Genomic DNA, 18,739 nt, shown 5'->3' on the forward strand with positions numbered 1-18,739 from the left:
ATCACCGCAATCCCGGCGTGACCGAATCCTGGCAGACTCGGGTCATGTCGTCCGCTCCGACCCGACCCGTGCCTGTCCGCAGCGCCGCATCCGGCTCACCCCGGCCGGGCTCGCCGGTGCTGCGCTGGATTCGCCGGTTGATCGCCGGAACCCTCCTGTTCGGCGTCGTGGTGGTGGGCGGCACCGCCTTTCGGGTGTGGCAGGTGGCGCGGATCAACGACTACTCGCACGCCGACGCGATCGTGGTACTCGGCGCGGCGCAGTACGACGGCACACCCTCGTCGGTGTTCGAGGCCCGGCTCGCGCAGGCGTACCACCTGTACACCAAAGGCGTTGCGCCGCTGGTCATCACGGTCGGCGGCAAACAGGTCGGCGACAACTACACCGAGGCCGCCTCGGGGCGGAACTACCTGCGCGATCGCGGCGTGCCCGCCGACCACCTCCTCGCGGTGGAGACCGGATCGGACACCTTGCAGAGCATCGAGGCCGTTGCCGACGCCATGCGCGCCCGCGACCTGTCCTCTGCCGTGCTGGTCAGCGACCCCTGGCATTCGCTGCGCACCCGAACCATGGCGCGGGACGCGGGATTACAGGCGTGGACCGCGCCCACCCGCACCGGCCCCGCGGTCTACACCCGCGAATCGCAGGCGCACGGCATCGCGCGCGAAACCGGTGCGCTGCTGTGGTATCAGATCACCCACGTCTCCGCCGACTTCAAATACACCGCGGAGCAATGACTTTGGACGACTACATCGACCAGGACCGCGAACGCATGGTGCCGGAGACCTCCGACACCGCGGGCCTGAGCTGGTCGCCCTGTCCCGCCCGGCGCAGCGACTACGCCCGCGACCGCGCCCGCGTGCTGCATTCGGCCGCGCTGCGCCGGCTGGCCGACAAGACGCAGGTCATGGGTCCGCGCGAGGGCGACACCCCGCGCACCCGGCTCACCCACTCGCTCGAGGTCGCCCAGATCGGCCGCAGCATCGCCGAGGGGCTGGGCTGCGACCCGGATCTGGTGGATCTGGCCGGGCTCGCCCACGACATCGGACATCCGCCCTACGGCCACAACGGCGAACGCGCGCTGGACGAGTTCGCCGACGCGCACGGCGGATTCGAGGGCAACGCCCAGAACCTGCGCATCCTCACCCGGCTCGAACCCAAGGTGTTCGACGCGACGGGCGAGAGCTTCGGGCTCAACCTCACCCGCGCGGCGCTCGACGCGTGCGTCAAATACCCGTGGGGCCGAACCGAATCCGCGACCAAATTCGGCGCGTACGAGGTGGATCTCGAGCGGCTGGGCTGGGTGCGCAAGGGCGCGCCGGATCGGCGGCAGTGCCTGGAATCGCAGGTGATGGACTGGTCCGACGACGTCGCCTACTCGGTGCACGACGTCGAGGACGGCGTCATCGCGGGCCGAATCGACCTGCGCGCCTTGGCCGATCCCGCCGAACAGTCCGCGCTCGCGGCGCTCGGCCACGCCCAGCATCCGGGCCTGACCATCGACGATCTCGTCGCCGCGGCCGAACGGCTGTCCGGGCTGCCGGTCATCGCCGCGGCCGCCGGATACGACGGCACGCTGCGCGCCTCGGTCGCGCTCAAGCGACTCACCAGCGATCTGGTCGGCCGGTTCGCCACCGCGGCGGTGGAGGCGACCCGGCAGGCGTGGGGCGGGCGCAGGCTGTGCCGCTACGGGGCCGACCTCGAGGTGCCGCGCATCGTGGCCGCGGAGGTCGCGGTGCTCAAGACCGTCGCGCTGCGCTACGTCATGTCCGATCCCGAACACCGCCAGCGCCAAGCCGATCAACGCGACCGCGTCCACCGGGTCGCCGCGCACCTGCTCGCCGTCGCGCCGGACGGGCTGGACCCGGTGCTGCTGCCCTGGTGGGAGGAGGCGAGCGACGACACCGCGCGGGTGCGGGTGGTGGTGGACCAGATCGCCTCCTACACCGAGAGCCGCCTCGAGCGGGTGGCGGCTAGACTCGGTGATCGTGGCCGGACGACTCCCTGATCGCGATATCGCGGCAATTCGTGAACGCGTACGCATCGAGGACGTCGTGGGTGAGTACGTGGCGCTCAAGCGCGCCGGGGCCGACTCGCTGAAGGGCCTGTGCCCCTTCCACGACGAGAAGTCGCCCTCGTTCCATGTGCGCCCGAACCACAGCCACTTCCACTGCTTCGGCTGCGGCGAGAGCGGCGACGTCTTCGCGTTCCTCCAGAAGATCGATCACGTCGGCTTCGTGGAGGCGGTCGAGCAGCTGGCCGACCGCATCGGATACAAGATCAATTACGAGGGCGGCGGCACCTCGGTGCAGCGCGATCGCGGCACCCGCTCGCGACTGGTCGCCGCGAACGCCGCCGCGCACGAGTTCTACGTGGCCCAGCTCGCCGAGCCGGAGGCCGCCGCGGCCCGGAACTACCTGACCGAGCGGAACTTCGACGCCGCCGCGGCCCGGCACTTCGGCTGCGGTTTCGCCCCCGGCGGCTGGGACAGCCTCACGAAGCATCTGCTGCGCCGCGGTTTCGACATCAAGGAGCTGGAGGCGGCGGGGCTGTCCAAACCGGGCAGACACGGGCCGATCGACCGGTTCCATCGCCGATTGCTCTGGCCGATCCGCAATCTCAGCGGCGATGTCATCGGCTTCGGCGCGCGGCGGTTGTTCGACGACGACCAGATGACGGCCAAGTACATCAATACGCCGGAAACGGTGCTGTACAAGAAGTCTCAGGTGCTGTTCGGGCTGGATCTGGCCAAGCGCGAGATCGCCAAGAGCCATCAGGCGGTGGTGGTCGAGGGCTACACCGATGTGATGGCCATGCATCTGGCGGGTGTGAAAACCGCTGTGGCGTCCTGTGGTACGGCCTTCGGGGACGAGCATCTGGCGGTGCTGCGCCGGTTGCTGATGGACGACACGTGGATGCGCGGGGAGATCATCTACACCTTCGACGGCGACGAGGCCGGGCAGGCCGCGGCGCTCAAGGCGTTCTCCGGCGATCAGCGCATCGCCATGCAGACCTACATCGCGGTCGCGCCGGACGGTCAGGACCCGTGCGAACTGCGGCAGCGGTCCGGCGACACCGTGCTGAAGGATCTGGTCGCGCGGCGGGTTCCGTTGTACGAGTTCGCGATTCGCGGCATCGTCGAGAAGTACTACGACGATCCGGTGCGCAAGGACATGGGCCCCGACAAGCAGGTGCAGGCGCTGCGCGAGGCGGTGCCGCTGGTGGCGCAGATCAAGGATCCGGTGCACCGCAAGGCCTACGGGCTCAAGCTCGCGGCGCTGGTGGGCTGGCCGGACGAGCATCAGGTGGTGCGCCGGGTCGGCGAGGAGGCGCGGCGGGCGCGCAACGGCGCTCCGGCGCGGCCCGCGCGGTCCGGTGCGCCGGACATGTTGGACGGCAAGGCTTCCGAGCACGTCGCCGCGCGGCCCAATCCGAAGGATCCGGTGCTGCTGCCGCAGCGGCAGGCGCTCGCGGCCGCGTTGCAGTATCCGGCGCTGGCCGGGCCGGTGTTCGATTCGCTGGATCGGGAGGCGTTCACCCATCCCGCCTATGTCGCGGTGCGCTCGGCGATCCTCGAGGCCGGGGGGACGGCCGCGGGATTGGGTGGGGCGGAATGGGTTTCGCGGGTCAGCGATCACACCGACGATCTCACGCTGCGCGCGCTGGTGTCCGAGCTGGCCGTGGAGCAGTTGCCGGTGAAATCGCTCGACGACATCCGCCGGTTCGTCTCCGGTGTGCTCGCCCGGACCCAGGAGGCGTGGGTGGGTCGCCAGATCGCGGAACTGAAGTCGAGGTTGCAGCGGGTGTCCTCGACCGAGGAGCCGGACGCCTACATGGCGCTGTTCGGCGATCTGGTCGCGCTCGAGCAGTACCGCAAGAGCCTGCTCGCGCAGGCCATGGGCAACTCGGACGACTTCGCGCCCGCCTGATCAGCGGCGCAGCTGATCCTGCGGCACCAGCACCGTGGTGCGCTCGTCGATCGGCTCCATCGGCTCGAGCCGCGGCTGCGTGCTCAGCCGGTCCGACAGCTTCTGCCGACCGACCATGACGAGTTTGCGAGTGACGGGACTGCTGGTGATCGCGCGGGTGGTCTTGCTGATCTGCTCGTAGCGGGCGCGACCCGCCTTGGCTCCGAGCACGTAACCGGCTGCGACGCCGATGATCAACCGCAGCATATTCTTGGGCTCCTCCCAGTAGCTGTCCGCGCCGTACATCCTGCCCGACGCGTGCGCGGGCTGTCGATTCAGGCCCCGGGTTCGCCCCGGGTTTCCGAGGATGCCAGAGGGGTCCGACAGGTGCGGTGACGCCGGAGATAGGCACGGTGCACGAAACCCGTCGGCCGGATTCATGAGTTTGGCGATGGACGCCGCCGGGTCCTGTGCTGTGTGCTGAATCACGTTCGGGTGTCGACGGGACTGGAGGCCAACGTGATTCGCGGACGAGGACTCGCCGGTGTGGCGATCGCTATCGGCGTGTTGCTGTCGACGCCCGCGGCGGTGGCGGTCCCGCTGATCGGTCCGCCGGCGACCGCGCCCGCGGGCGTGGGGATTCCGGCCGGATACGCGCCGCCCGCGCCCGCGTACGGGATCGGTGTGGATCCGGGACAGGTCGTGCCGCTCGCGGACGGGACGCGGCTCACGGCGACCGTGCGCTACCCCACCGATCCCGTGACCGGGCAGCGCGCGGCGGGACCGTTCCCGGTGATCGTCGACTACACGACGTATGTGGGATTGAACGGTGTCATCACCGCGGCGGTGCTCGGCGCGGTGCGCGGCGCGTTGGACAGTCTGGGGGTGCGGCTGCCGGACGAGCTGGCGGATCTGAATCGCATTGCGCACCAAGGGATGAGCACGCAGGACGAGTTGGTGCGGCGCGGGTACATCGAGGTGATCGCCGATGTGCGGGGGACGGGTTCGTCGACGGGGGAGTGGGATCCGGCCTCGCCGCGCGACGGACAGGACGGTGTGGAGCTGGTGGACTGGGCCGCGCGGCTGCCCGGTTCGAGCGGGGCCGTCGGCATGTTCGGGTATTCGTTCCCCGGTGTGTCGGGGATGTTGACCGCGGAGCGCAGCCGTCCCGGGTCGCCGCTGAAGGCGATGATGATGTTCACGGTGCCCAATGACGTGTTCAAGCACGTCGCGAGTCATGACGGCATGTTCAGCCCGATCCTGTTGACGGCGATCATTCCGGCCGTCGAGTTCCTGGGCGTGCTGGGACCGATGTTGAATCTGCCGCTGACACCGCAGGTGGCCGTGCAGGCGTTGTTCGATCACCTGCGGGCCGCGCTGGCCTCGCCGGACAGTCCGCTGGCGAAGCTCGTGGAGGGGTACGGGAACGGGACGTACGCGCACAAGGATTCGTGGTGGGCCGCCCGCGACTTCGGGCCGGGCCTCCATGCCTTGGTGGACAACGACATTCCGACGTACTTCGTGGACGGGATCTGGGACCTGTACCAGGACGGCGCCTTCCAGAACTACGCGCAGTTGCAGAACCTGGCCGCCGGACGCCCGCAGTACGGGCCGATGACGGCCGGGGCGCCGACCGATCCGCGGTTCCAGGTGTTGATGGGGCCCTGGTACCACGTCGGAATGGGGGCGGGCCCGTACGCGCGGCTCGATACGGATCCGGTGACGATCGCGTGGTTCGACCACTGGCTCAAGGGCGTCGACAACGGGATCGATCGGCCCGAGGGCACATTGCATGTGCTCGATCAGACCGGGGCCGGGGCGAACACCGACGCCTATCCGTTCGGGTTCGCGCGGCCGACGAGTCTCGCGCTGGGGCCCGGGACGCTGGGCGGTTCGCCCTCCGGCAGACCGGACCGGCTCACCTACTCGCCCGTCGAGAACGTCTGCAACAGAGACAATTTCGAGCAGTGGACGGCCGGGGTGCTGCAACTGGTGTTGAACCTGTTCGACGTGAACGACCCCTGCGCCGCCGGACAGGTCGGCCCCGCGTCCGGCATCGCCTACGTCGGCGAGCCCGTGGCCGCGGACACCCTCGTGGCCGGGCCCGGCGCCGTGCACGCCTACCTCCGCTCCAGCGCGCCCGAGGCGGCCCTGCAAGCCCACCTGGACGACGTCGCCCCCGACGGCACCTCCGCCGAGATCACCGGCGGCGCCCAACTGGGCACCCTGCGCACCCTCGACGAGGCCAAGACCTGGCGCACCGACGACGGCACCGTCTACTCCCCGGAACACGCCCTCTCCTCGGCCGCGGTGACCCCCTTCCCGCCCGGCGAGATCATCGAGGTCGACCTCCGCCTCCGCCCCACCTACTACCGCCTCCTCCCCGGCCACCGCCTCCGCCTGCGCCTCACCACCGGCAACTTCCCCTCCACCCTCGCCCCCCTCCCCGCGATCCCCACCCTCCTGGGCTCCACCCTCGACATCCTCCACGACCCCACCCACCCCACCACCCTCACCATCCCCCTGCATTCCCCCAGCTAGACCCCCGATTTGGGCCCCTCCCGCCCGATACGCTAAAGTTTCACCTCGGCCCGCCCGGTACGGAACGGGCCAGGCAGTCCCCTATAGCTCAATTGGCAGAGCAGCCGACTGTTAATCGGCAGGTTTCTGGTTCGAGTCCAGATGGGGGAGCAGTTTATGGCCCCTGACCAGCGATTCAACCCGCTCGGTCCGGGGCCGAATTTGTACCAGCCCCCTGCGGCCCTCCAGCAAGTCTCCACAAAGTCGCACCACGACCATTTCCGGTCCTGCCTCGCTCACCGGTGCGACCCATCCCCGCCACGACAGCATCATGCACGACCGCCGCGGCCTCGTGGTGCACCTTCCCGCGCGCCATGTACCGCCGTTGCGTCATCGCAGGGTCAGCGTGCTGGAGCACGTCCGCGGTCACCCGCGCCGACAGCTTGGCGTCATCGAGAACGAGCGCGATCAACTTGCGGAACGAATACGGCACGATGTCGTCGGGCAACCCCAGCGCCTCCCGAACCCGCTGCCACTGGTGATTCACGTTCACCGGGTCGCGCAACGTCCATTCGAACGACGGAAAGATCAGGTCCACATCGTAATCGGACGGCGGAGGATTCTCCCGCTTCCGCTGCTCCATCCGTTCCCACCGGCGATCGAGAATTTCCACCGCGAACTCGGGCAGCGCAATAGTGCCCTGCGGATTCTTCGGATCATTGTCCTTCACCACCCGCACAAGCCCTTTGCCCTTCACCCGAATCACCTTGCCGACCGTACGAATCGTCTTGTTCTTCCGATCGTAGAACGGCCACGCAAGCCCGAGCACCTGGCTAGGACGCTGACCCACCGCGCCCATGATCGCGATCAGATCAGCCAAATCCGCATCCTCGCAATAATCCGCGACCGTGGGCGGAGTGTAGGAACGGACACCTCGCTCCTGCTCCGCCTTGGTCAGCTTTCGAGGACACGGCACCGTCGACCAGTACACCGACGACAGGATGAAGCACAGGCCATCGATATCCACGGCCCCAGCACCCCCGGTCCGCCCCTTCGGCGCCACGTTCTCCGGAATCTCCGCCTCCCGCACCGGATTGACATCCAGCGCGTTCTTGCGGACCGCGAAACGGAACATCCCCGACAACATCGACCGCGCGTTCAACATCGAACCGCGACCATGATTCTCCGCGACCATTTCCAGGAAAGATTCCGCGGTACTGGTCTTGAACTCCTCCGGACCGATCCGGCGGTATCCGTACTCAGCGATCAACATCGCCGCCCACCGGTCGTACAGCCGAATCGTGTTCTCCGCGCGACTCTTCTTCACCAAGTGAGCACGGTACAACGGCCACAACTGGGCCACGGTAGTCGCTCTCGTCACTTCGGTCTCCGTGTCCGGGGCCAGCTCAGCCGCCGCCGCCCGAACCGCGGTCTCCGCACGACTGCCATCCCGATCCGGAATGCGCCGACCACGGCTGTCGTAGCGCTCAGGAGACACACGCGTCACGCGCCGCGGCTTACCACTCCGATCCCGCACCCACGTATCCGCCTCCCAATGCCCAGGGCGAAGCTCCGTCAGCCGAACACGACCGGGAACACCCATCGCACGAGGAGGCCGACCGGTTCTAGCCACCGACGAACCCCGCGCCATCGCCGGAACCCATCGACTCCATCGCCTCGAACAAATCCGCTGTCTTCCACAGGTATTCACGCCCACGACGGATCGGCTTGGGCAACGGGAACGGTGCCGAACCCTCCCGATTCCACCGCCGCAGCACCTCCGGATGACACCGAATGACCAACCGAGCCGCTTCGTTCGTCTTCAACCACACCGGTAAAGCGGAATCCGCTGTCGACTGCATCGCCGTTCCTCCTACGCCACATCCGAAATTGCCGAATTCTGTTGCAGCACAACGGGTTTATGGGGAACACCACCCGCCGCCAATAACGCCCCGGCGTACTCCGCTCGATTCGTCGTCCGCCGTGCGATCGCAGACATGATCAAGTGCTCACGCAGTGGGCGTTCCTTGTCGCCCGGCTCCACCGGAGTCACCCGCAGATGCGACGTGTCCGGCTTCTCGATCCCCACCGCGGCAAGCAGTTGCCGAACAAACTCGACACGATCCGCCTTGTGATCCGGCAGCGTCTTGCCCGACCATCGGCGCGACACCAACACGCGCCGACCCGGCAGACCGAGGGTGTCCCGGCGATGTGCCTTGCCCTTGCAGCGGCCCGGCACCGTCTTGTCCGTCGCGCCCTGGGGGACGATGCCGTACTCCAGCCACACCGGGCAGCGCGGCGAACACGGCACCGACTGCAACTCGCGATGAAGACGGTCGTAATGGTCGGCCGCGCGATCCGACCGCGGTTCCACGATCTCGCCGATCGACTTCACCAGATACTTGGTGACGTAGCCGATGGTTCGGCCGGCCTTTTCCGGGATGACGCCCTGGATGTGCTTGCGGTCCATCTGTTCGCCGAACCTGACAACGTGCGCCGGTTCCAGGTCGTCCACCGTGTCCAGCACATCCAGGGCGTCATCCCAGTAGGAGAGCGGCTGCCCCGTGTCCGGATCAACGAACGTCGCGCGGCGGTGGTCCCACACCGGTTGATACTGACCGCCGTACACGCGGTTCTCCGGGGCGAAGTGCGGCCACCACACCTGGTGATACGTCGCCGCGGTCACCTGCTTGAGGGTTTCGCGGGAGATCGCGCCGCGGATCAGGATGTGCAGATGCGGAGCCCCACGCTTCTGCGGTTCCACCGTGGCGAAATACTGTGCGTCCCAACCGATCGCACGCCGCAGGTTCTGAATCCACCGGTCGACCAGCTTGGAGAAGAACACGATATCGCGGGCCGCCTTCTGGTAGTCGTAGCTGCCCGGGTTGACCGGGGAACCGTCCGAACACGGCTGCCCCTTCTCATCGGTCGCCCCGTCGCTGTTGATGCGTCCGTAGGACGGCATCGTGAGCGTGACGAACATCGAGGGCTGGTGCTTGCCCGCGAACACCCTGCCCAGGGTGCGCTTCTCCACCTTCTTCCTGGGCAGGTCCGGCACGTCCTGGCGCCGCCTGGTCGAGCGCCGACGCCGATCTCCTGCGGTCGCATTGAGAGCCGGGAGACGGCCCCGTAGCCCGGTTTCCCGTAGCTCGGCGTCGAGGTCGCGGACCACCTCCCGGATACCGTCCGCCAGTTCGTCGTCCCTGGCGTCCACCGCGGCCCGGTAGTCGGTCACCAAATCCGCACGGGCAGCGAGCAACTCGATTTGCCGCTCGGTCGGATCAGCCCTGTAGTCCACCGGTTCCGCGGCCATGTGCCAGCCCTCCCGACACTGCGCGATCCGCAAGGCACGATGCGCCTTCGCGCACGCCGGACACACCGACTCGATCGTCGACTTGCACGGCGCACCCTCATAGCGGACCGTGCCCGTCCTCGGGTCCTCGATCCGCATCGGAATCGGCCGCTTGCACACGTCGAACTTCTCCGCCGTGGCTTGGGCGATCTCGAACAGGTTCGGCAGGGCACGACGCTGCGCCGCCGTCTGCCGAGCCGGTTCCGCATTCGACGCGGGCCCGCAAAAATTAGGGTTGACATACTTTTGCGGGCCCGCGCCAGAACGGATCTCGGTCACTCGGTCACCCCCGGAATCTCGAACAACGACAACTGATCCCGGCACTCCCCACGCCGCAGGTCTTTCGCCTTCGCGTGGGAGGCCCGCAACTTGGCCCGCTTCACCTGATCAGCCGCCGCCTTCACCAACGGATTCGGTTGTGCCGCAACCTGCTTCGGTGGTTCCGGCTTCTTCCTGCCGCCCATGACGCCCGCCCTCACCGTGTCAATCGTTGCGATGGAGGTGGCCGAGGTCGGTAGCCGCGTGAGCGAGCGCGACATAGGCTGCGGACAGCCCTTGCGTCGCCGAACGCAACCGATCCACCGCGGCGGCCACCTGGTCCCGGCGCAGGTTCGGGACTTCGAACTCGTCCACGCCGAGCCGATCAGCGAAACCGAGCCGATCTTCGGTGTCCTCGCTCACCTCCCGCACCCACATCGTCAACCAGGACGACACCGTGGTGAGATGCTCGACCGTGTTACGGGCGTAGGCCACCAGCAGGTACCCGACCGCGGGATCATCCACGATCTCGGGCAGCTCGTTCTCCAGGGCGCCCGCCAGGTCCTTGCTCACCTGCGCCATGCCTGCGCCCGATTCCACCAGCGCCTCATTGAAATACTGGTGGCCGGGCACCTCCGGAGCGAGGAACCGCCGCGCCGACTCGGCACCGACGAAATCAGCAGACTCAAACGACATGAAAACCACGTCCTTCCAACAAGATTCGGTCACGCGGCCCAATCGCCGCCGTCATCGCCCAGATGGGCATCCCAGCCCGGCACATGCCCCGTCTCGGCCCACAGGTGCACCGCCGACATGATCGCGTCCAGGCCCGCACGGTCGTAGTGGCAGCGACGACGCGCCCGGACATCGGTCACGGCGTCGATCGCCTCATCCTCAATCCGCCGTGCGACATCCGAACCCGTGCGACGGAAACGATTGGCGCTCATCACGATTCCCCCATCTCGAACTCGGTCTCGTACATCCCGCACCGGTCACAGACCCGGCACTCCGGAGCCCGAGACCACAACCGGCGCCGCGGCAGCTCGAACTCGTGACCCCGCACCGCGCACGCCTGCGAGGCGATGCATCCGTCGCACAGCACGCGGTCGCCGTCGTACACCCAGCCCACCCCGGCACCACGGGCAGTGATGTAGGCAAGAGCCTGGTTCACGCTGGCGAAGCACAACCGGCCCGCATCGGTCTCGGTGTACGGGTCGCCGCACCCGTCGCAGTACACGACCACATGCGCCTCAGTGATGAATCCCGTCCTCATGCCGCCACCGCCTCACCGTCGTCCGGGTGTTCGTCGCCGAGGTCGTCCGGATCGAAACCGCTGTAATCGGTTGCGGGACCGGTGATCTCGGGCGCCGGAGAGTAGGTGTCCACGATGGCGTCCGCCTGGTCGTCATCGATCCAGAACGCGCGCACCCGGACGAACTCGGTGGTGCCGTCCTCCCCGACGTAGCCGACACCCGGGGTGTCGGAGGAGATCTCGTCGCAGCGGGCGCCCCGCAGCCGCGAACCCTGCCCGTGCACCATGGTCGTCTGCGTCGGCTCATCCAGCCGCAACCCGACCCGCACCGGGAACAACTGCCGGTTCGGCATCGTCTCCTTCGACGGGTCCTGCAACGCCGCCACCACCGACACCGCAGCCGCGCGGCCCTTCGACAACAACTGCCCCGTGAGCTGCCGGAACCTCTCCTGGTCGGCGCGATCGGCGTAGGACGACAACGACGCCGCCTCATCGATGATGATCAGGATCAACGGCTCATCCGAGGTCGGAACATGCTTGCGCACACCCGCCGCCCGCATCGACGCCAACCGCTCATCCATCGCACGGACGGCCTCCTCCAAGGTCGCCAAGATCGTGGCCGCATCGGTGGCAAACCGCACGAACAACCTGTTTTCACCACGCCCGAACTCGGCGCCGCCTTTCGGGTCCGCCAACCACACATCCACCACGCCCGCCTTGATCGCCGGACCCAGCCCGAGCAGGATCGACCACAGCACCGAGCCCTTCCCCGAACCCGTGGCGCCCGCCAGAAGGATGTGGGCGTAGAGGATGCGCAGCAACCACAGGTCGCCGTCCTCGCGGATTCCGACCGGGACCGCCTGCAAGTCCACACCTTCGGGGGCGGCAGTCGACCTCGTTGTCGACTCCGCGAGAGTGTCCACCACCCTCACTTGCAGACGGACCCAGCCCGGCGCCGGGGATGTCGCCGAGATCGACGGCACCCCCACGTAATCGGCCATCGCCTTCAGCGTCTTGTCGTCGGCCCAGTCGGCCAGGGACTGCCCGCCCACCATCAGCAGCTCGACAGCCAGGCCGTGACGGTCGTAGTCCCACCACGCCACCGTGGGGAACCCCTTCTCCCGCGACGCCAACCCGAGATCGGCGAACATCTTGCGGGCGTTCACGGTGACCGCGAAGCACATCACCGCACCCCGCAACACCGCCGGAGCCTCAGCCACCACGGTCTGCACCGGATTCGACCGCATCGAGGCCGGGCGGCGGCGCCACACACACATCCGCGCCGACAACCCCAACGCACCCGCCGCAGCCACCGCCACCGGCACCATATCCACCGCGATCATGACCGCTCACCCCCCTCCACAGCCGGGGCCATCCCCAGCTCACAGAACAGTCGGCAGCCGCGGGTGTCCCGCTCGGGCGGCAACGGCGGCTCATCGCACAACATCACGCAGCCGGGACGCGTTGCTGCGGTGGGTGTTTCGGCGGGAGTGACCGCCGACACCGGGTGCACGACCGCGGGCCGTTCGTGGTGGCCGAACGCCAGCAGCGCGCCGACCCCGACCACCGACGCACACAACACACCCGCCAAGGTCGGTGCGACGTGGTTCATCTCGCGGACCACGATCGTGGCCTCGTATTCCTTATCCATTTCGGATCAACCCCCAACGGGAATGGAGAGCGGCAAGACCGGCTGCACCGGCCGAGGACGAACAACAGGAGGAGCGACCGGCGCAGGGCGAGCAGCCGCAATCGGAGTCACCCGCACCGGATCGGGCTCAGAGTCCGGCTCGGGCACCGGAGCCGGATCAGCCGCCGGAACGGGAGTGCCCGACAAGGCGTAGTTGCGGGCCGTCGATGGTGAGACCTTCAGCGCCGCAGCAATTTCTGGGAACGACTTCCCCTGACCGCGCAGCTCCACAGCCTTCGCCACCGTCGCCGGATCACGCCGCTTCCGCACCGCAGGAGCTGGAGGAGGAGTAGCAGGAGCCGGGGCCGGATCGGGAGCCGAGACCGGTTCGGGCACAGCCGGATTCACCGACTCCCCCACCGGCACCGACACCGCGACAGGTTCCCGCCTGGACTGAGCCGCACGGACCAGCACCGCGAGACCATGGGTATCGACCAGCAGCGAAATCGGGGCGATAGCCGCCACCACCGCACACACCCAGCCCGGGAGCGGGTGACCGTTGGCGACAGCGTGCAGGCTGTTGCCCGCCACCGACACCACCGCACCCGCGATCAACACCCGAACGAAAAATGTGCGATCCGACGACTTCGCCAACACCAACGCCCCCGCCGTGGCTTGCACGATCGTGCCGTCGATGATCAACGGCAACAGCCACGCATCCGAGGACGGGACATGCGCCAACACAGCCAGATCGCGCAGGGTGGCGAACGACAGGCGGAACGCGGCGGCGCCGACGCCCACGATCACCAGGACCGCGAACACCCGCGCCGCCACCATTCCCCGCTCAGGCGCGAACATCACGCCGCCTTCCCCGCCTCATCGACCGCAGCCGAATCGGTGTCCTCGGGATCCACGGCCATCTCCGCGGCCAGACGCTCCGCGGCGTCGTGCACCATCAGGATCTGCGGGAGCCGCTCCGCCAGGACGCGGGCATCCTCGATGGTCAACGCCAGATACGACGTTCGACCACGATCCTCGAGGTTCAGATAGACCACCGCGGGCAGGTTCTCCCCGAGGGGCTCCGAGAACCGAGAAGGCTTGTACTCCACCTCGATACCGTCGAACCTGGCGGTCAACACATTCAGATACGCCATGACGATCACGCAGCCTTCTCGCCGCGGGCGGTCGGCGCGCCCTTGGCTCCCGAGTTGTCACCCTTGATACCGGTCGCACGGATGTAGAAGCCGACCGACTTGAAATTGCCGTTACCGACCACGCGAGGCTTGAGCAGCAGCCCTTCCAGCTCGATCGGACGCAGGCCGTCCATAACCTCCGGCTCGGACGGAACCGGCACCTGATCAGCAACAAACGTGATGTCGAAACTGGCCTGGTTCGCCTTGCCTCCCGCCCGGTCCATGATCGTGGCCTTCCACAACCGCTTGCCCGAGCCGTTGCCCTCCCGGTCGAAATCGAGCGCCTGACGCTTCGGCGCGTTGCGGTCCTCGCTGAACTCGATCTGCGCCTCGATGTCGCCGAGCAGCAACACACCCTTCGGGAACACCGAGCGGAAATCGGTCGGAATCCACATGTCCTTCAAAGCCATCTCGTCATCTCCTCGAATTGGGGAAGTCAGATCTTGTCGGTTTACCCCCTCTAAACTCGATCGCCAGGCTCTTGCTGGTGCTGGTTTAGGGGGGATAAACCAACGATACGCCCCTCCGGGGGCAGCGGTCAAGAGGGTCTAAACTTCCCCTCGTGGCACTTGCTGACGACTTCGAACAGGTCCGGAACGACCCGGACCCGATCCGGCGCGGACGTCGCGCAACGGAGTTGATGACCCTCTATCAGCAGCGCCACACCGAGCTAGCGCGCCTTCGGAAGGCGGCCATCGAGGATGCTCATCGGCGAGGGCTCAGCTATTCCGACATCGGCGAGCAACTGGGACTCACGAAGGGCCGGATCAGCCAAATCCGTTCCTCCGCACCACCGCCGGAGCGTGCCTTCTTCGGAGTCGGGCCGGTCTCTGTTGGTATCCCGCAGCGGTTCAGCCTCGAGGAAGGCCGGGAGCGGTTCATCATCGACAAGAGCGACCAGGAGGCTCAGGATCTTGTTAAGGCAACCCTCGCTCGGCTCACCTTTGTCTCCCTGGGATTCACGATCGATGCCGATCGCATCGAGCCACCGGACGGCGATTGCGTGATCATCTGCGGTCCGAAATCAGCACCGATCGCCCGAAAGTTGCTGGAGCACGACCCAATCCTTGGCTTCGAGCGGGACGACGACGGCTGGGCAATCACCGATGTACGAACGGGTTTGCGGCACAGGTCTCCCTACCGCCAAGACACGTCGGCCCGAACAGACATCGGTTACTTCTCCCGGCGTCAGGACGACGGCCGCGTGATTGTGCACATCGCGGGTATCACCAGCGTCGGTTCTCTCGGAGTTGCGCGCTGGCTCGATCAGCACCTTGCGAATCTGTTCGAACCCGATGAGCCGTTCGTGAACGGCGTGATCGAGTGCGACTTCGACAGCACCTTCGCTGTCACCGATAGCCGCCTCATCGTCGGTCCATATCGAAAGTAGGGGAGTGGGTATGAAGGTCGCCGCCGCCCAACTGCAAGAGCAGTCCGGAGACGATCGGATGCTGTTCACCGACACGGCAGCTGTGGTTTTGGACGGAGCGACCTCCCACGATCCGGGAACCCCGCCCGCAGGCTCCTACGTTGACACGCTACTCGCTGAAATCGGCAGCCGGATCGACAGTTCAGACAACCTCAAAACTGTTCTCGCACAAGCGATTCGGTCTACCGCCTGCCGCTTGGGACTTCAGTCAGGGGTGGCCCCCTCCAGTACAGCCGCCATGGTCAGAGAAAATGGCGATGCTCTTGATGTCCTTGTCCTCGGGGACACCCCGGTGGCGATCGGGCGCGAGGGCTCAGATCTGGAAGTCATCAGCGACGATCGACTAGCCGACCTTCACCTCCCGGAGTCTCGGCAGTATCGCGCTCGGCTGAAGTCGGGCACCGGGTACGACGCAGCACACCGCGGGCTCCTCGAGACACTTCAGCAAGCCCAGCGCCAACGACGCAACCGGCCCGGTGGCTACTGGATCGCGGAAGCCGATCCAACGGCCGCAGCGCACGCCATAACGGCGAGCTATCCGCTCGATTCCGTTCGGTGGGTTGTCCTCGCAACAGACGGGGTGACCAAACCCGCTGTCCCTCTTGGCCTCTCGTGGCCCGACTTCGCCGAACTCGACTCGGACGGACTCGCTCGGCTACTCGATCGATGCCACCGCTGGGAGGCCAGTACCGATCCGGACGGCCTCCTTCAGCCACGCTCAAAGCGCCATGACGACAAGACCGTCGTCGTCGCTCACTGGTAGCCCAGTCGGGCACCACTGCCGAATTCAGCCATACAGGATCGAATTCAGCCATACAGGATCAAGGGGCGGCGCTGGCGCGCCGCCCAGCGGTGCCGCCACGCGGCACCGCGCAACGCGGCCGGCCTCCGCAAGCTCCGGCAGGCCGCGGCCCGTTGGGCGCGTCGGCACCGCCTTGCGACGTGGCAGCACACCGACTCTCCCTATCTGGCCGCTTCTCGCGATGACCGAGCAGTGCTGGGCACGCCGACAGCCGTACCCGACCGACCTCCCGCCGTCGACCACGCACCCACCGCTGCCAGCCCGGTCCACCGGCTGTGGTCACCAGACGCGTCGATGCCGTCGAGCAGGGTGAGGAATTCCGGGGCGCCGCAGTCGTAGCCGCCGGTCACCAGCAGAAGTGGCCGTGTCCGGTGTCGAGAACGGGTGAGCCCCAGCCAGAACTCACCGCGGTAGAAGCGGTTGCCGCCGTCGGGCCAGCTCACCAGGGTGTCCTTTCCGGGCAAGCGGATCGATCCGCCGGAGGCATACCGCACCAGCGGGGCGTTCCAAAGGGCGCTGCGCGTCACTCCGTGATGGGCTATCGCCCACCCTTTTCCACGCCCCGCCGCCGCGGTAAGGGACAAGCCCGGATCGACCCGCTTCCCCGGAAAGGACACCCCATCATGATCAGCATCGACGGCGGCAACCGCTTCTACCAGTGCGACTTCTGTCTCGCCGAGGCCACCGTTCTCGACACCGGACACGGCCACTTCTGCCAGCGCTGCGCCGACGGCCTGGACTTCAGCTCCCCGGAATTCCTCACCCTGCTCGACGGCATCGACGCGTCCTTCTGACCCCCGAGGGGGCCATCCCGGCCCCCTCACCAACCGGGCCACCGGCACCGACGCCGGACAGCGAACCGCCACCGACGCCGGTTCCAGGCCCGGACCACCCGCTACCCGGTGCGGCTCACCGTCCTTTCCAGCCGCACCGGGTAGCGAGGTACCTCACCGAAATCCCCCACCTTCCTCATGGCCCAATCGTCTCGCTCCAGCCGAACGAGTCAAGGACCACCTCCGGTGTCCGCTACGCGGTGCCTACGGCATCCTTGACACGCCCGACTTCCGCTGAGGGCGGCCAGTATGAGGAAGATGGAGGAGAAGCAGTCAGGGGCGGATAGACAACCTATCCAGTAAGTCTCCAAAAAGTCGCTACTCATCCTCAGTTGAACGAGGTAGCGCACAGTTGCGAAGAGTAGCAAACTGCCGAGTACTTACCTTGTGCCTCAACGACTTTCGATACTCCCTTGACTGCCCGAAGTTGTATGAGGTAGCAACCATTCAGCTAGTCGGCAGGTTTCTGGTTCGAGTCCAGATGGGGGAGCGTCACACGGCCCCCTACCAGTGCACATGGTAGCGGGCCGTTCGTATTTCCTTGGCGTTCCAGCTATTTCGAGTCGATTCGGCCCAGCGGGTCGTTCGTTTCCCTCAGGCTCTTTCGAAACTCCTGCCACGCAACCTCATTCACGCCCAGTGCGGTCAAAAGGTATGCCGCCGTGGCTCTTTGGACCAGTGCGACGCGTTCCGGGCTTTCGTCGGTGGTTCGGGTGTCATGAGCGCCCTGGATGCCGCCGAGGCCGTGTTCCGCGCCGAACAGGGTGAGCAGGTCGGTGGCGCCGGGGGCGAGGTGGTAGCCGTCGGTGAACCAGTCCGGGCCGCGCACGGTCAGTGGCGAGTGGTCGTGGTCGCCCGCGATGATCAGGCTGGGCGTCTTCAGGTCGGTGAAATCGGGGTTCATGAAGGGGAAGTGCTCAATGGCCATGGGGGAGAGGGCGGGGCCGCCGGAGCCGGGGAGGCTCAGCAGGACCGCGGCCGATACGCGGGAGTCGGTCATGCTCTCGCCCGGTGTGCCGTCGGTGACGACCCGGGCGCCCGCGACGGCGCTCGCGGTTTGCGCGCCCCACGAGTGTCCGGCGACCGCGATGCGTTCGTGGTCGACGCGTCCGCTCAGGCCGGGGACCGTGGTCTCGATGGTGTCGAGGTTATCGAGGGCGGTGGTCAGATCGTCGGTTCGGAGACGCCAGACGAGGGGAGCGCGGGGGTCGTCCGGGGCGAGACCGAGCGAGTCGAGGTGGGTGGGCTGGATGACGACGAATCCGTGCGCGGCCCAGAATCCGGCCAGTGGGGCGTAGTCGTTCATTGTCATGGTCATGCCGTGTGAGAAGACGATCAGCGGCAGTCGGTCGCCGGACAGCGGGGCGGTGACGCGGACCGGGATGGTCCGATCGGGGGTGGTCACCGTGATGGGCGCGACCGAGACGACGGGCGATGCGGGGGCGAGGGGATTCATGGGCGCGTGCCCTTCCTGGCGGGGTGCTGGTGAGACCGGGCGGCGGTCTGGAAGAATAGTTCCGGAGCGCCGCTCCGCTTCAAACATACGGAGCGTTGCTCCGCTT

The 18,739-nt window shown here is 67.2% G+C and carries 21 protein-coding genes and 1 tRNA gene; 8 read left to right on the forward strand and 14 right to left on the reverse strand.

From position 1 onward, the window contains the following. The first annotated feature begins 44 nt into the window (after positions 1-44). From ACFYTQ_RS31595 to dnaG, 3 genes are read left to right on the forward strand one after another with little or no spacing between them, the layout of a single operon-like run. A complete protein-coding gene (locus tag ACFYTQ_RS31595; RefSeq protein ID WP_387368910.1) occupies positions 45-737 on the forward strand; it encodes a YdcF family protein in 693 nt (230 codons plus the stop codon). Beyond that, positions 734-2,008: a deoxyguanosinetriphosphate triphosphohydrolase gene (locus ACFYTQ_RS31600; protein ID WP_387368912.1), complete on the forward strand. Its 1,275-nt coding sequence runs from the start codon at positions 734-736 to the stop codon at positions 2,006-2,008. The genes ACFYTQ_RS31595 and ACFYTQ_RS31600 overlap by 4 nt, the downstream gene beginning before the upstream one ends. Beyond that, positions 1,989-3,929, forward strand: a complete 1,941-nt coding sequence (gene dnaG, locus ACFYTQ_RS31605; RefSeq protein WP_387368914.1) for a DNA primase — start codon at positions 1,989-1,991, stop codon at positions 3,927-3,929. The genes ACFYTQ_RS31600 and dnaG overlap by 20 nt, the downstream gene beginning before the upstream one ends. Here dnaG and ACFYTQ_RS31610 read toward each other — a convergent pair whose 3' ends face one another. Next, on the reverse strand, positions 3,930-4,175 hold the full coding sequence (locus ACFYTQ_RS31610; RefSeq protein WP_387368916.1) for a hypothetical protein: 246 nt from the start codon (positions 4,173-4,175) through the stop codon (positions 3,930-3,932). A 279-nt stretch (positions 4,176-4,454) separates the two neighbouring features. On the opposite strand from ACFYTQ_RS31610, the gene ACFYTQ_RS31615 reads away from it, so the two are divergent. Beyond that, positions 4,455-6,449, forward strand: a complete 1,995-nt coding sequence (locus tag ACFYTQ_RS31615; protein WP_387368918.1) for a CocE/NonD family hydrolase — start codon at positions 4,455-4,457, stop codon at positions 6,447-6,449. 77 nt (positions 6,450-6,526) lie between these two features. Then, positions 6,527-6,599: transfer RNA gene (locus ACFYTQ_RS31620), tRNA-Asn, on the forward strand. A 25-nt stretch (positions 6,600-6,624) separates the two neighbouring features. On the opposite strand, the gene xerC is transcribed toward ACFYTQ_RS31620, so the two are convergent. From xerC to ACFYTQ_RS31675, 11 genes are all read right to left on the reverse strand, one after another. After that, positions 6,625-7,755, reverse strand: a complete 1,131-nt coding sequence (xerC, locus tag ACFYTQ_RS31625; protein WP_387369026.1) for a tyrosine recombinase XerC — start codon at positions 7,753-7,755, stop codon at positions 6,625-6,627. A 546-nt stretch (positions 7,756-8,301) separates the two neighbouring features. Next, positions 8,302-10,059 (reverse strand): replication initiator, encoded by a 1,758-nt coding sequence (locus ACFYTQ_RS31630; RefSeq protein ID WP_387368920.1) that lies wholly within the window; start codon positions 10,057-10,059, stop codon positions 8,302-8,304. Then, positions 10,056-10,244, reverse strand: coding sequence for a hypothetical protein (locus tag ACFYTQ_RS31635; protein WP_387368922.1), 189 nt, complete (start codon positions 10,242-10,244; stop codon positions 10,056-10,058). The genes ACFYTQ_RS31630 and ACFYTQ_RS31635 overlap by 4 nt, the downstream gene beginning before the upstream one ends. A 19-nt stretch (positions 10,245-10,263) precedes the next feature. Beyond that, positions 10,264-10,743 carry a hypothetical protein gene (locus ACFYTQ_RS31640; RefSeq protein WP_387368924.1) on the reverse strand — a complete coding sequence of 160 codons (480 nt, stop codon included), beginning with the start codon at positions 10,741-10,743 and terminating at the stop codon, positions 10,264-10,266. 20 nt (positions 10,744-10,763) lie between these two features. Beyond that, complete coding sequence (locus tag ACFYTQ_RS31645) at positions 10,764-10,985, reverse strand: hypothetical protein (RefSeq protein WP_387368926.1); 222 nt, start codon at positions 10,983-10,985, stop codon at positions 10,764-10,766. After that, a complete protein-coding gene (locus tag ACFYTQ_RS31650; RefSeq protein ID WP_387368928.1) occupies positions 10,985-11,311 on the reverse strand; it encodes a hypothetical protein in 327 nt (108 codons plus the stop codon). Before ACFYTQ_RS31650 ends, ACFYTQ_RS31645 begins: the two co-directional genes overlap by 1 nt. Continuing rightward, positions 11,308-12,633, reverse strand: a complete 1,326-nt coding sequence (locus ACFYTQ_RS31655) for an FtsK/SpoIIIE domain-containing protein (RefSeq protein WP_387368930.1) — start codon at positions 12,631-12,633, stop codon at positions 11,308-11,310. Before ACFYTQ_RS31655 ends, ACFYTQ_RS31650 begins: the two co-directional genes overlap by 4 nt. Continuing rightward, entirely contained in the window at positions 12,630-12,941 is a 312-nt protein-coding gene (locus ACFYTQ_RS31660; RefSeq protein WP_387368932.1) for a hypothetical protein, read from the reverse strand. Before ACFYTQ_RS31660 ends, ACFYTQ_RS31655 begins: the two co-directional genes overlap by 4 nt. A gap of 6 nt (positions 12,942-12,947) precedes the next feature. Beyond that, entirely contained in the window at positions 12,948-13,742 is a 795-nt protein-coding gene (locus ACFYTQ_RS31665; protein WP_387368934.1) for a DUF2637 domain-containing protein, read from the reverse strand. A gap of 35 nt (positions 13,743-13,777) precedes the next feature. Continuing rightward, entirely contained in the window at positions 13,778-14,074 is a 297-nt protein-coding gene (locus tag ACFYTQ_RS31670) for a hypothetical protein (protein ID WP_387369028.1), read from the reverse strand. Positions 14,075-14,079: 5 nt separating this feature from the next. Further along, positions 14,080-14,523: a hypothetical protein gene (locus ACFYTQ_RS31675; RefSeq protein ID WP_387368936.1), complete on the reverse strand. Its 444-nt coding sequence runs from the start codon at positions 14,521-14,523 to the stop codon at positions 14,080-14,082. Positions 14,524-14,675: 152 nt separating this feature from the next. Here ACFYTQ_RS31675 and ACFYTQ_RS31680 point away from each other — a divergent pair, with 152 nt between their 5' ends. Both ACFYTQ_RS31680 and ACFYTQ_RS31685 read left to right on the forward strand, forming a co-directional pair. After that, entirely contained in the window at positions 14,676-15,503 is an 828-nt protein-coding gene (locus ACFYTQ_RS31680) for a sigma-70 family RNA polymerase sigma factor (RefSeq protein WP_387368938.1), read from the forward strand. Positions 15,504-15,513: 10 nt separating this feature from the next. Next, positions 15,514-16,305, forward strand: a complete 792-nt coding sequence (locus tag ACFYTQ_RS31685; RefSeq protein ID WP_387368940.1) for a PP2C family serine/threonine-protein phosphatase — start codon at positions 15,514-15,516, stop codon at positions 16,303-16,305. Positions 16,306-16,505: 200 nt separating this feature from the next. Here the strand turns inward: ACFYTQ_RS31685 and ACFYTQ_RS31690 are convergent, their stop codons facing one another. After that, positions 16,506-16,871: a hypothetical protein gene (locus ACFYTQ_RS31690; RefSeq protein WP_387368942.1), complete on the reverse strand. Its 366-nt coding sequence runs from the start codon at positions 16,869-16,871 to the stop codon at positions 16,506-16,508. Between the two features lie 96 nt (positions 16,872-16,967). Between ACFYTQ_RS31690 and ACFYTQ_RS31695 the strand changes: the two genes are divergently transcribed. Further along, positions 16,968-17,138 carry a hypothetical protein gene (locus ACFYTQ_RS31695; protein WP_387368944.1) on the forward strand — a complete coding sequence of 57 codons (171 nt, stop codon included), beginning with the start codon at positions 16,968-16,970 and terminating at the stop codon, positions 17,136-17,138. Between the two features lie 592 nt (positions 17,139-17,730). On the opposite strand, the gene ACFYTQ_RS31700 is transcribed toward ACFYTQ_RS31695, so the two are convergent. Next, the gene (locus tag ACFYTQ_RS31700) at positions 17,731-18,633 is read right to left on the reverse strand and encodes an alpha/beta hydrolase family protein (protein WP_387368946.1); all 903 of its coding nucleotides are present in this window, start codon (positions 18,631-18,633) and stop codon (positions 17,731-17,733) included. Positions 18,634-18,739: the final 106 nt, after the last annotated feature.

Origin of the sequence: Nocardia sp. NPDC004068 (assembly GCF_042874315.1) — a bacterium.
Lineage (GTDB): Bacteria > Actinomycetota > Actinomycetes > Mycobacteriales > Mycobacteriaceae > Nocardia.

Bases quoted from the DNA above. Each gene is read 5' to 3' on its own strand.
- ACFYTQ_RS31595 (WP_387368910.1), top strand. From the start codon at position 45: ATGTCGTCCGCTCCGACCCGACCCGTGCCTGTCCGCAGCGCCGCATCC.
- ACFYTQ_RS31600 (WP_387368912.1), top strand. From the start codon at position 734: ATGACTTTGGACGACTACATCGACCAGGACCGCGAACGCATGGTGCCG.
- ACFYTQ_RS31610 (WP_387368916.1), bottom strand. From the start codon at position 4,175: ATGCTGCGGTTGATCATCGGCGTCGCAGCCGGTTACGTGCTCGGAGCC.
- ACFYTQ_RS31635 (WP_387368922.1), bottom strand. From the start codon at position 10,244: ATGGGCGGCAGGAAGAAGCCGGAACCACCGAAGCAGGTTGCGGCACAA.
- ACFYTQ_RS31645 (WP_387368926.1), bottom strand. From the start codon at position 10,985: ATGAGCGCCAATCGTTTCCGTCGCACGGGTTCGGATGTCGCACGGCGG.
- ACFYTQ_RS31650 (WP_387368928.1), bottom strand. From the start codon at position 11,311: ATGAGGACGGGATTCATCACTGAGGCGCATGTGGTCGTGTACTGCGAC.
- ACFYTQ_RS31655 (WP_387368930.1), bottom strand. From the start codon at position 12,633: ATGATCGCGGTGGATATGGTGCCGGTGGCGGTGGCTGCGGCGGGTGCG.
- ACFYTQ_RS31660 (WP_387368932.1), bottom strand. From the start codon at position 12,941: ATGGATAAGGAATACGAGGCCACGATCGTGGTCCGCGAGATGAACCAC.
- ACFYTQ_RS31670 (WP_387369028.1), bottom strand. From the start codon at position 14,074: ATGGCGTATCTGAATGTGTTGACCGCCAGGTTCGACGGTATCGAGGTG.
- ACFYTQ_RS31675 (WP_387368936.1), bottom strand. From the start codon at position 14,523: ATGGCTTTGAAGGACATGTGGATTCCGACCGATTTCCGCTCGGTGTTC.
- ACFYTQ_RS31685 (WP_387368940.1), top strand. From the start codon at position 15,514: ATGAAGGTCGCCGCCGCCCAACTGCAAGAGCAGTCCGGAGACGATCGG.
- ACFYTQ_RS31695 (WP_387368944.1), top strand. From the start codon at position 16,968: ATGATCAGCATCGACGGCGGCAACCGCTTCTACCAGTGCGACTTCTGT.
- ACFYTQ_RS31700 (WP_387368946.1), bottom strand. From the start codon at position 18,633: ATGAATCCCCTCGCCCCCGCATCGCCCGTCGTCTCGGTCGCGCCCATC.